Origin of the sequence: Paraburkholderia bryophila, assembly GCF_003269035.1 — a bacterium.
Lineage (GTDB): Bacteria > Pseudomonadota > Gammaproteobacteria > Burkholderiales > Burkholderiaceae > Paraburkholderia > Paraburkholderia bryophila.
Genome location: NZ_QLTK01000038.1, coordinates 31,480 through 43,860, shown reverse-complemented (window position 1 = coordinate 43,860; position 12,381 = coordinate 31,480). Strand labels below are relative to the sequence as shown.

At 60.2% G+C, this 12,381-nt stretch carries 7 protein-coding genes and 2 pseudogenes; all 9 read right to left on the bottom strand.

The annotated features are described in order from the left end of the window. Window positions 1-61: 61 nt before the first annotated feature. The 9 genes and pseudogenes from BX591_RS32385 to BX591_RS32345 all read right to left on the bottom strand — a co-directional run bounded on the left by BX591_RS32385 (window position 62) and on the right by BX591_RS32345 (window position 12,358). Complete coding sequence (locus BX591_RS32385; protein WP_111935392.1) at window positions 62-1,066, bottom strand: PoNe immunity protein domain-containing protein; 1,005 nt, start codon at window positions 1,064-1,066, stop codon at window positions 62-64. 24 nt (window positions 1,067-1,090) lie between these two features. Then, the gene (locus BX591_RS32380; RefSeq protein WP_111935391.1) at window positions 1,091-1,345 is read right to left on the bottom strand and encodes a hypothetical protein; all 255 of its coding nucleotides are present in this window, start codon (window positions 1,343-1,345) and stop codon (window positions 1,091-1,093) included. A gap of 110 nt (window positions 1,346-1,455) precedes the next feature. Then, a complete protein-coding gene (locus BX591_RS32375) occupies window positions 1,456-2,463 on the bottom strand; it encodes a PoNe immunity protein domain-containing protein (RefSeq protein ID WP_111935412.1) in 1,008 nt (335 codons plus the stop codon). Window positions 2,464-2,475: 12 nt separating this feature from the next. After that, window positions 2,476-3,990, bottom strand: a complete 1,515-nt coding sequence (locus BX591_RS32370) for a hypothetical protein (protein WP_111935390.1) — start codon at window positions 3,988-3,990, stop codon at window positions 2,476-2,478. Then, window positions 3,987-6,935, bottom strand: a pseudogene (locus BX591_RS32365) (type VI secretion system Vgr family protein). Before BX591_RS32365 ends, BX591_RS32370 begins: the two are co-directional and overlap by 4 nt. 342 nt (window positions 6,936-7,277) lie before the next feature. Then, entirely contained in the window at window positions 7,278-9,095 is a 1,818-nt protein-coding gene (gene glmS, locus BX591_RS32360; protein ID WP_111935389.1) for a glutamine--fructose-6-phosphate transaminase (isomerizing), read from the bottom strand. Window positions 9,096-9,159: 64 nt separating this feature from the next. Next, window positions 9,160-10,182, bottom strand: coding sequence for a UDP-glucose 4-epimerase GalE (galE, locus tag BX591_RS32355; protein ID WP_111935388.1), 1,023 nt, complete (start codon window positions 10,180-10,182; stop codon window positions 9,160-9,162). Between the two features lie 76 nt (window positions 10,183-10,258). Further along, window positions 10,259-11,068, bottom strand: a pseudogene (locus tag BX591_RS32350) (endo alpha-1,4 polygalactosaminidase); the annotation flags it as partial. 132 nt (window positions 11,069-11,200) lie between these two features. Next, window positions 11,201-12,358, bottom strand: a complete 1,158-nt coding sequence (locus BX591_RS32345) for a glycoside hydrolase family 191 protein (RefSeq protein WP_111935386.1) — start codon at window positions 12,356-12,358, stop codon at window positions 11,201-11,203. Window positions 12,359-12,381: the final 23 nt, after the last annotated feature.

Sequence of the window (12,381 nt, the reverse complement as noted above, 5' to 3'; positions counted from 1 at the left end):
GCTGCCTGGATCGCACGATGGTAAATACTTCTTCCCCCAAGACGCAACGCTGAAAAACGGGTTAGGCTTTACGCTCGAATTCCCAGAGGGCTGGTTGCGGACGCACAGCACCGCGCCCATCCGGCGCGAAAATCTCAGGCATGCGGTCCCCCTTCTGCACCAGCACGCCCGGGACATTGTGGCCAACTGCGCTCCAAATACCTGTTTCGGGGCAGATCTGGCCGGTGCGAACAGTCAGCGGTCTGACACCCGCTTCTGTGGACTGGGGTCGTTGTTGCGCCTCGAATTCACGCGCGAAGTCCACCAAATCCTTTGGATATAGAAGATGGTCACGAAACGAGGTGTCGTCGAGTTCGATGAGGTAGGCGGCGGCGGCGGCTTCAATGGCCCAATAACCGACGTAGGCCCCGCCATCTGTGGTATTGGCTTTCAAGTGACTGTCGTGCCACGAAGCAGCACCCATGGCCGGATACCATTTATCCAGATACGAACGCACCAGCGAGACGCCAAGCTCATCAGTGTCGCTGTACATGCTGTTGATAAGGTCGCGATAAAGTTCGTGAAACCACACGTCGACATCAACCCGGCCATCCATCCCGTACGCCAGCAAATCTTCATAAAGAGTGTCCCTCGCCCGATAGAACGGGTCGAGCATGGCCGCCACCCTTGGAAGCAGTTCACGCCTGTGAAGCAGATGGCACAGGCCGATGAGCTGAACCGCAGACTCGTAATCTTGAATTTCGCCGAACATTAACGGCGGATAGGAGTCGTTCTTTTCCGCTTTTCGTTGAGCGACCGTATACGCCTCGAGACTCGTGACCACGGCGTCCAATTCGGTGCGCAGCAGGCGCAGATCTGCACCGGCCGTGTATTGCAGAAGAAACTGTCGGTACGTCTCATTTGCGACGTACCACGCCCCCATCGCTTTCCTGGCGTCCTCCCCATTTCCGGTAGGTGGGACGTTGTGAGTCCAGTGCTCTATCTCTTCCCTGATGATGGATGAAAGCCACGTGAAATACGCTTCGCTCAAAAAGCGTTGACGTCTTTTGCTATCGAAATCTGACATTCGCGTTTTCCCTTCGTACACAGACTATTGCAGCCGGACTTTCTTTCGTTGCACAGCTTGCTCGACCTCTGCGTCGTGATAGTGATGTGTTGGAGGAAGCTGATGGTCCTTGTGCCCGTGCTCATCTCCCTTCATGAGCGCAGCTTCGTGCTCAACGGCCGACGGCAGATAGAACGGCACGTACAAGATATGCCTCGAATAGCCTTCCCGTCGGATGCTCTGCAGTATTTTTGCTCCGACCGCATCTTGCAGGTTCTGGCGAATCCATTCGTCGCTCATCTGCACAACTTTACCCGAAGGCGCATTGGCGGTTTGCGCCGAGGAAGCATCCGATTGCCTGCACGATGGTTGGATACTTCTTCCCCCAAGACGCAACGCTGAAAAACGGGTTAGGCTTTACGCTCGAATTCCCAGAGGGCTGGTTGCGGACGCACAGCACCGCGCCCATCCGGCGCGAAAATCTCAGGCATGCGGTCCCCCTTCTGCACCAGCACGCCCGGGACATTGTGGCCAACTGCGCTCCAAATACCTGTTTCGGGGCAGATCTGGCCGGTGCGAACAGTCAGCGGTCTGACACCCGCTTCTGTGGACTGGGGTCGTTGTTGCGCCTCGAATTCACGCGCGAAGTCCGTCAAATCCTTCGGATATAGGAGGTCGTTACGAAACGAAGTATCGTCCAGTTCAAGAAGATATGCGGCGGCGGCAGCCTCGATGGCCCAATAGCCAACGTACGCGCCGCCTTCATGCTCGTTAGCTTTGACATGACTATCGTGCCAGGGGGCCATCTTCATGGCTGGGTACCAGGCATCAAGATATGCCTCGAGGTCGACGACACTTTCCTCCAGGCTGTCCCGATACATGCTATTGATAAGATGCTTATAGGGCTTATCGTGAAACCACTTGTCTACATCAAACCGCCCGTCCAGGCCGTAGGCTAGCAAGTCCTCATAAAGCGTGTCTTGCGCACGATAGAAAGGGTCGAGCATATCCGCAATGCGCTGGAGCAGTTCGGTGCGATGCAACAGATGGCAAAGACTGATGAGTTGCATAGCTCTCTCATACTCGTCAATCTCACCGAACATCAGCGGTGGGTACCCGTTGTCCTTGAGCGAGGCACGCCGTAGCGCGGTGTATTGCTCCAGTGATTCGACAACTAGAGTCAACTCATCGCGCAACATGGCCAAGCTTGAACCGGCCGTAAACCGCAATAAAAATCGACGATGCACGTACGACGAGCGAAGTCTTGCCGCGAGCGCCTTCCGCTCAATTTCAGTTGAGCCGTTGGGGGATTCATGAGAGGACCAATATTCGATTTCGTCGGTCAATTGCGGCAGCAGCCAGTCGTAGTACTGCTTGCTCAAGAATCGTTGGCGTCTGGTTGATTCAAATTCATCCATATTCGTCATCGCTTAGACCCGTTGTCGTAGCCTGCCGAGTTTTTTCTGTACCGCTGCTTCCACTTCCGTATCGTGGTAGTGATGTGTTGGAGGTAAGGCGTGGTCTGTATGACCATGCTCGTCACCCTTCATCAAAGCCGCCTCATGCTCGACGGCAGCCGGTAAATAGAAAGGCACGTACAAGAGGTGCCGCGAGTATCCAGACCTCTGGATTTTCGAGGCAAGCTGTTCCGTGACGGCCCCGCCAAGGTTCTGCTCTACCCACTCATGGCTCATTTGTACAATCTTGCCAGTGCTTTGTTGAGGTGCAGCCCGGCCCTCAGTGCCGTCCGTTGGAGGCGCCTGCTTTTGAGGTCGTCTGCGACCACCACCAGGTTTGCCTCCCGTACCCGACGGTGCCTGTGCCGCACCCGGAGCCGCTGCGCTGGGCGGCTCAATCAGTTCATCCGCGGATGGTCGGACCGCATCCTTGATACGCGATGCCAGCCCAAGCTTCGGGGCCATACCTCGTTTCGCTTCGGGGTCCGCCATTGGCTTATCGACTTTCGACGACTTCGCTTCGACGATGGCAAACGGCTTGCCCTCGTTCGTTGCCGGATTCGCCCGCCATACACCGTCAATGCCGTGCCCTCGCGGCCGCAAGTCGAACAGTTTGTTGAGTTTGCCCCGGTCGTTCAGCTTCCCGGGCACCTCAGCCCCTGGCTCCCGTGACCATCGCCCCATCAAGCCCTGGTCGTGTGCCTCCCAGCCACTGCCCCAGCCTAGTTTCTCATAGCAGTAATAGTCTGCGATATGCTCGCCGAGAATGCCTGTGACTCCTGTCGTGATGTCGGCAACCGCGAGCTTCGCATTGACCACGCCCGGACTTGACGACTTGGACGGACGGTTATGCCCCTCCTCCGCCTCGACGCCGACCTTGCCGGGCTTGTCCGTCTCTTTCCGCCGCTCGAGCGTCGTCTCCGCCGATGAATTCGGCTGCTTCTTCTTCCAGTGAAGAAGCTTGCGCTCGAGGAACTGCGTCAGCCAGTACGGCAGATTTGTCTCCACCCACACGAGCGCCTGCCTGAACGTAGCCTGCGCTGCAACCGGCATTTCCTTGAACAACCATGATTTCTCAATGTGTTCACGCGCACCGGTCAGCACGGTCTTGAGGCCCGAAGCGTCGAACAGCTTGTCGACCAGTTCCTCCGGGCTCGTGTGAACCCCGGCGCGCTGCAGTACCAGCCGGAGAATATCGAAGAGAAGCGGTCCATAAATGTCGGACTTGTGGTTGACGAGACGAAATGTCCGCTTCACCCCGGCGCCCACGACAGGAACCCATCCGACCACGGCAAACACGAAGTCAATACCTGCCTCGACTTTAACCATCTCGTCGGTGCTGTCCCGGCTATTCCACACCGTCCAGACACTCTCGCTTGTGTCGTACACGTTCTGAGCGACGTAGAAGAGCGGAAAGGCATTCGAAGCCATCGAAAGGCCAATCTGCTCAACCGCGTCCTCGATCGCCTGTTGGTCGTTGTCGCTCATTGCACGTCCGGCCGGCCCGAAAAACGGTTAAAGAGACTTGCGAGATTGTCCTGGGTAATTCCGTCATGGCCCGCCGCGTGAAGTTCTTTCAGAACGTCGTCCGGCGCAAGGTCTTTTGCGGCGGGAAGCGGTGCCCGGGTGAAGGGACGCGCATCTTCACCGAAGAATGCTTTCACGGGGCCGGGCGGTACGTCGTGCAGCACCGCATAGCCGTTCGCATCGAGCTTGCCGGACATCACCCCACCGTTTTCAAACATAACCTTGTACGGCGCATTCGGTATGGGTTTCAGCGAATCATCGGCGAGATTCAGCTCAAGCTTGTTGTGTAGCTCACCGGCAGGCAGCGCAGGCAGGTCATACGGTTGGCTGGCCGGGCCGTTGAACGAGTGCTGGCTACCCTTGATGTCAATCGTACCCGGCGCATGAATCTCGATATTGCCGCCGGAGATGCGGATATACGCGCCACCGGAGGTTAGAAGAACCTCCTGTCTGGCCGCAGCCTCGATGTTTTGCGTGGCAGAAAGAAGCTTGAGGGTCTTCTGCGCAGTTACCTCGATATTGTCCGAGTGCGCGCGCACTTCAACCTTACCCTTCGCGGCGAAGAGCTTCATGCCTGCGTTCTGCACGAACAGGCTAAGGCTTTGCGCGACGCTCGCGATAAGCGACTTTCCCGCGGCGATGTGGGTGTTCTGCCCGCTCACGATATTGAGTTGCTCATCGGCCCCGAGATGCGTCGACTTCTGCGTCGAGAGCGCGATACCAGCCGAACTGGTAAGAAGTATCACCGGTTCCTTGAACATGTTCGCCTTTCCGGTGCCGCCGCCAGCAGTACGACCGCCTGAGCTATTGCTCGCCACACCGCGGGTGGAATCTTCGGCACTCGCGTTCGCGGCAACCCTCAGATGCGCACCATCCACGCTGGACTGGGTGGCATCGTTGAACGCCTTGAGCGCATCCCTGCCGTCATTCAGACTGGCCGCCTGATGCGTTTCGCTTGCCGTCGAGAGCGACTCCAGGACGCTTTCGGCACCTGCAAGCTGCTGACTCGCAGATGTCGCGTCGAGCGGCTCACGTGCAGCAGGTTGCGTGGTGAGCATCAACCCGCGCGCGGCACGCACGGAACCGTACGCGTCGCTCTTCAAGTCAAAGCCGCTGCCAAGGTAATTCCCGCGCGTGTTACCCGTTTGGGCGATGAGATAACCCAGATGAAGGTGTGCGCCGGTGCTCGACGAATAAAGATGCACGCGATTCTGGCCGGTCGAGTCGTCCATCACGAGGTGGTTGAATCCGCTTCCGCCGTACTCTTTGGACCGGAATCCGGAAAGCAAGCCATTCGAATGCCACTGCGGAGCATTCGCGCCGTTGTACACGCGCCCCGTGACGATCGGCCGGTCACAATCCCCGCCTACCCAGTCGACGACGACCTCTTCACCAATCCTGGGAACATGCACGGCACCGTATCCGCCGCCCGTGTCTGACTGTGCGACACGCATCCAGCACGAAGCCCGCTCGTCGCCCTGATTCAGGCGGTCCCAGTGCATGCGTACCTTGATACGGTTCAAGGTGTCGGTGTACACCTCTTCGTTGGCAGGACCCGCTACGGTCCCGGTCTGCAGGTGCATCGCGGGTTTGACATGTTCGAACGGGCTACGAAACGCCACCGAGCGGCGCTGTGCCTCGAGCTGAACCAGGAAGAATCCTTCGCTGCCATCGGCGTGCGGGACAGAAAACACATTTCTCGCGGCCGTCGTCAGTCGTTGGACGTTGCCCCTTGTTACCTGACCGTCTGCGGTGCCAGTGCTGACATTGGCCTGCCTGATTTCGTCGATTTGCGACTTCAGGCTGTGCGGAAAGTCTGGAGCGTTGCTGGAGACAGGCAGATTGTTCTCAATGAACTACACCGCCTCTATCACGGCGAACTCGCGGCTCGGCGCGTCGCCCTGGTCGTGCACCGGATGGTTGGCGAGGGTGAACCAGCCGCCTGCGTCCATGCCGCGCACGGCGCCGGAGCCGTGAAACCGTTTCGCGCGGGATTCCCATTCTTCCATCCGGATGGTGGAAAGACGGTCGCCGTGCGTCTGCTCTTTCCAGGAATAGGCACCCGTGTATTCGTAGACTTCAGCCTGCTGCGGCAGGTCGCCGTGGCTCTCTAAGGTCGGAACGTTTGTCGCCTTCGGGTTCGTGACCGAGGGAGACTTGTAATCAAAGGTCCGGGTGGTAAGCGAAGTGCTGTGGAGCGTACGCGTGCCTGACCACTGCACGAGCGCGTTCGTCTCGCTGCCGGTACCTGCGCGGTAAAAATCGACGGGCTGTCCGTCGAGCCTGGCGAGTGGCGACAACGACGCCAGATCGTCAGTGACGACAAGGGTGTGGGCGTTGCCATTGTCGGCCTGCTCGAACCAGAAGAAGAGTCCCTCGCTCTCCATGACCCGATGGCAGAAGTTCCAGTCGTCTTCGTATTGCACGCAAAACGAGCGCTGCGGCAGAGGCGCTTTCAGGGCAAACCGGAACGCGCCCTGAGCCTGCGGATGCTGATTGAATACGTCGGTGAGAATCTCGTCGGCAGGTTTGTCCTGCCAGATTCGCGCGTCCTTGCGAAAGCGCAGGAAATGCATCCAGGAGGAAAACGCGAGCTGATAGCTTGTCGTCGAACCGTTTGAACCAAGTCGCCGCGCAGTATTCACATAGCCATGATGGGCCGCGTAGGAGCGGTCGGCCTGCTGAATCCAGAGGGTGACCGGTTGTGCAATCAGTGACTTGAGTTCAATGTCACCGGATGTGGACACGAGGTCGACCGTGAAGTCGAAGTTACGGCCAATGCGTGAACGACCGAAAACACGCTGTGGCAGCAACGTATTTGCGGCCAGCGGCGTGTCGAATTTCAGAAGCCGGTCCTGCTGGGCGAGGCCTCCGGTTATCCCGCCAATAAGTGCCTGTACGCTCATTGCACAAGCCTCCCTCCATCACGCAAACGTTCACCGAGCGCGAATTTTACAAAAGGTCGTATGAAATATCTATCGGACAACTGTTAAATCTACAACTCAAATTGTTTTGATTAAAAAAATAAAATTAATTCGCATCAAGAGAGGTTCGGCACTTTTCTGTTTTTTTATGGGCAATGGATCAGCGTCGCACCGGTTACAAAAAACGACGCTGAAAATGGTTTCAGCGCCGTGATGAGTAATTTGGTTGTTTCGTTTCGCGGTGTAAAGCTCCGCAGCTACCGAGGCTCTATAAAGGAAATTCTCTCGCAGTCACGAAAAATAAAGACCATCGCAACCGCCCCCTCACTCCACCGTCACCGACTTCGCCAGATTCCTCGGCTTATCCACATCCGTCCCCCGAGCACAAGCCGTGTGATAAGCCAGCAACTGCAGCGGCACCACATGCAGAATCGGCGACAACGGCCCATAGTGTTCCGGCATCCGGATCACATGAATCCCCGCCTCGCTGCTAATCCGCGTATCCGCATCGGCAAACACATAAAGCTCCCCGCCTCGCGCTTTCACTTCCTGCAGATTCGACTTCAGCTTCTCCAGCAGCGCGTCATTTGGCGCAATCGTCACCACCGGCATCGCGTCGGTAACCAACGCGAGCGGTCCATGCTTAAGCTCCCCAGCCGGATAAGCCTCGGCATGAATATAGGAGATCTCCTTGAGCTTCAGCGCCCCTTCCAACGCAATCGGATAATGCACGCCGCGGCCAAGAAACAGCGCACTTTCCTTCGCGGCAAACTTCTCCGCCCACCCGATAATCTGCGGCTCCAGCGCCAGCACCGCATTCAACGCCGCCGGCAGATGACGCAACTGACGCACGTAATCGGCTTCATCGCTCGCGCTCACCGCACCGCGAATCTTCCCCAACGTCACAGCCAGAACGAACAGGCCCACCAGTTGGGTAGTAAACGCCTTGGTCGACGCCACCCCGATCTCACGCCCCGCGTGCGTATGAAACGACAACGACGTCAGCCGCACCATCGCACTCGTCGCCACATTGCACACCGACAACGTGTGCGTATGTCCAAGCGACTGCGCGTGCTTCAACGCAGCCAGCGTATCCGCGGTCTCACCGGATTGCGAAATCACCACCACCAGCGCCTTCGGATTCGGCACCGATTCGCGGTAGCGGTATTCGCTGGCAATCTCGACCTGCGTCGGAATCTTCGCAATCAACTCCAGCCAGTATTTCGCCGTCAGTCCCGAGTAATAGCTCGTACCGCAAGCCAGAATCAACAAACTGTCGATACCGGCAAACTCCGCCGCCGCCCGCTCGCCAAATAGCGCCGCATCGAACGAATCGCCTTGCGGCACCGTGTCGGCAATCGCGCGCGGCTGCTCGAAGATTTCCTTCTGCATGAAGTGACGGTACGGGCCGAGCTCGACCCCACCGCCATACGCCGTCACCACGCGCACTTCGCGCTGCGCATCGGCGCCATCGCGACCGATAATCCGCACCCCCGCCAGCGTCAGCTCACAGACATCGCCCTCTTCGAGGAAGATGAAACGCTCGGTCGTCCCGGCCAGCGCCAGCGCATCGGAGGCAAGGAAATTTTCGCCGTCGCCCAGCCCGACCACCAGCGGCGAACCCTGCCGCGCACCGACCACGAGCGACGGATGATCCTTATGCTCCACCGCAATCGCATAAGCGCCTTCCAGCTGCTTCACCGCCTCGCGAACCGCCGCGAACAGATTGCCGCGATAAAGACTGTGCACGAGATGCGCGACCACTTCCGTATCGGTCTGCGACACGAAAACATAGCCCTTCCCACGCAACATCTCGCGCAACGGCTCATAGTTTTCGATGATGCCGTTATGCACCAGCGCCAACTCGTCCTTCGAGAAAATCGGATGCGCGTTGTCGGTCACCGGCGCACCGTGCGTCGCCCAGCGCGTATGCGCCACACCCGTGCCGCCTTCGAGCCGCGTGTCGAGCGTTTGCGTTTCGAGGTCGGCGACGCGCGCCGTGCTGCGCGCGCGGCGCGGACCGGCGTCGGCCAGCACGGCGACACCGCAGGAGTCGTAGCCGCGATATTCGAGGCGTCGCAGTCCTTCGATCAGGACGGGAACGATGTTACGTTGCGCTACCGCGCCGACAATGCCGCACATAGTGTTTGCTTTCCTACTTCGTGATGATGGGGATGAAGCGAACCGCTTCGAATCGATTCGGGTTTCAGGCGTAACCGGCGGGATTGGTCGATTGCCAGCGCCAATGGTCGGCGCACATGCGTTCGATACCGTACTGTGCGCGCCAGCCGAGCAACCGTTCGGCCGCGCCCGGATTGGCGAAACAGGAGGCGACGTCGCCCGGACGGCGCGCCACGATCTCGTAGGGCACCGGCTTGCCGGAGGCCTTTTCGAACGAGCGCACCACGTCCAGCACGCTATAGCCCTGCCCCGTGCCGAGGTTCACCACAAAGCTCGCGTCGCGCTGCACGAGCGCGTCGAGCGCCGCCAGGTGTCCGCGTGCCAGGTCGACCACGTGGATGTAGTCGCGCACGCCGGTGCCGTCCGCCGTATCGTAGTCGCCACCGAATACGCGCAGCTTCTCCAGCTTGCCGACCGCGACCTGCGCGACGTACGGCATCAGGTTGTTCGGAATGCCGCCCGGGTCTTCGCCGATCAGCCCGCTTTCGTGCGCACCAACCGGGTTGAAGTAACGCAGCGTGGCGATCCGCCACGACGCATCCGCGAGCTGAAGATCGCGCAGCACCTGTTCGGCGATCAGCTTCGACTGGCCGTACGGATTGGTGGCCGAGAGCGGGAACGATTCATCGATCGGCGAGGTTTCCGGCACGCCGTACACCGTGGCCGACGAGCTGAACACGAACTGCTTCACGTTGCGGTCTCGCATCACGCCGAGCAGAGTAAGCAGGCTGCCGAGGTTGTTGTCGTAGTACTCGAGCGGCTTGCCGACCGATTCGCCCACCGCCTTCAGCGCCGCGAAGTGAATCGCCCCCGTGATCGGATACGTGTCGAAAATGCGCTCCAGCACGGCCTTGTCGCGCGAATCGTTCTCGTAGAACGCGACGCGCTTGCCGGTGATCTTCTCGACCCGCGCGAGCGACTCGCGGTGACTGTTGACGAGGTTGTCGACCACCACCACGTCGTAGCCGCCGTTCAGCAATTCCACGCACGTATGCGAGCCGATAAAGCCCGCGCCGCCGGTTACCAGAATCGTGCCCTTCAAGACCATGTCCCACTCCCCGTTTCAGATGATTTGAATGACCGGCCAGCGCGCGCCTGGCGCCCGCTCACTGCTGCCCGGACGGGCCCACGCCAATCGTGGCGAGATCGCCGTCGGTGACGTACGGCACGATTCCGTCCGCTGCGATCCGCGCCGCCGTGGCGGGTCCGCAGGCGGTGTCGGCGGGATCGCAATAGTCGATCGACAACACCGGCAGCCGGTATTGATCGCGGATCGTGGCGGCCTTTCCGAGCAGCCAGTCGCGATCGGCTTGCGGCACCTCGGTGTAAGCCTGCTTGCTCGCATCCCAGCCGCGATACAGCGATTCGAACGCGACCACATAGGCGAGATCGTGGACCTGCGGCAAGATCTCGAAACCGCGATTGAAAATCAGCCGGGCCTTCGGGTAACGCGACTTGATCGCGCGGATCACGCGGATCATGCCGGCTTCCTGCGCGGCGCGCGCGGTGTCGGTTTTGGCGATCAGTTGATAGGAGTCGAGCGTGTCGAGGAAAAAGCCGCGGTAGCCTTTTTTCCACAACGGCGCGATCACCTTCTCCACGAAAAACGCGGGCCACTCGGGCGCCGTCTGGTCGACCACGTGCGAAGCCCAGGCCTCGTTGGTCCCGGGCAGCCACGCCTGCGGCATCGCGCTGAAATAGCTGCGATGCGGGTTCACTTCGCCGACGCTGACGTAGGCGAACCACGCGGGATGCGTCTTCGGATGAGCGCGCGGATCGAAGCGCGCATCGGGCTCGACCACCACCACGTCGAAGCGCGCCAGCTCGTCGACCGGCGGATTCGCGCCATAGAACAGCGCGATCGAAGGCCCCGCCGGCGTGCTCACCGCGTCCTGCGCGTGCGCCACCGACGCCAGCGCGCCGAACGCGGCCATGCGCGCGAAGCGGCTGACCAGGCTGAGTAAGTGGCGCAACGAAAAGCGCCGGTCGTCATCGTGCTGAGCCAAACCCCGTTCCTTTTTAGATATTGTTCGAGCGAAGCCGCTCGCCATGCGCGCCTTGCCGCATCAGCTACCGGACGTCAGAAACGACCACCAGCAAATACTATCCAGCGACGCGATCGAAATCGACGGACTGAAGCCCGCCTGCCGCGCCGCCGTCCAGGCAGTCTGCGCGCTCGAGGTCGCCGTGCACGACGACGCATAGTCGAGCGAGCCGACGAAAAAGCCGCTGCGCCCGAGGTTTTGCTCCGCGCTTTGCCACGACTGCAACTGCTGCACGAGCGAGGTACTCACCGACGGCAAATAGACCTGCTCCGCAAGCACACCGTCGATCAACCACGGAAACGCCACCCCGCCGCTGCTCCCGCCGATGGTTTGCACCGGCGCCGCGTTCGGCACCAATGCAAGATTCGGGAAACTGTCGCGCAGTTGCTTGACGAGATCGAGGCCGCCTTGCGCGCAGGTGGCGTCGCACGGGCCGGCCGTCGTATTGGTGCCATGCCCGACGATCTCGAAGTTGTCGAGCATGAAGCCGTCCACGCCGGTGGCCGCGAGACGCGGCGCGACGTAGTTCACGAGCAGATTCTGATAGTCGGCGTTGGCGGGATTCATCCAGTATTCCTGGAATCCCGAATATTTACCGAGTTGCGCCGCGGTGTTCGCGCCGCACGACACGAACCCGGACGGCACGGTGTTCCAGTAGCTGCGCGATTTCTCGCAGGCGCCCAAATTCAGGTAGCTCAACACTTTCGCGCCGTTCGCCTTCAATGCCGCGATCTGCGAGGCGGAGAACGCCGGGGTGCCGGTGCCGGGGTCCGCGTCGATCACGATCAGCTTGAAGGTCGACGCCACCTGGCTGAGGGTGAGCCCGCTGGCATTGCCGTAATATACGGCCCAAACCGGCGTGACCGGCAACGCACGCGCCGCCGAAATCACGGGCGCGGGAGTGACCGGCGGCGTGGTCTTGGCGGGCGTTGCCGGAGTCGAGGTAGTACCGCCGGCCGGCGTCGCCGAGCCCGAGGTCGAGGTCGAGGCGCCCGACGTGCCGCCGCCAGAGCCACCACCACCACCACCACCACCGCCGCCGCACGCGGCCAGCAAACCCGCTGCAACGACGACAACCGCACCGCGCCAACGCAACGGATGACAAACCGCGCGGCGAAGCTCGATGGCAAGACACGCACGGGCGGCCCGGCGCAAAGGGCCGAGGAAAAGCTGAAACATATTGGAATCCGGGTCGAACGATA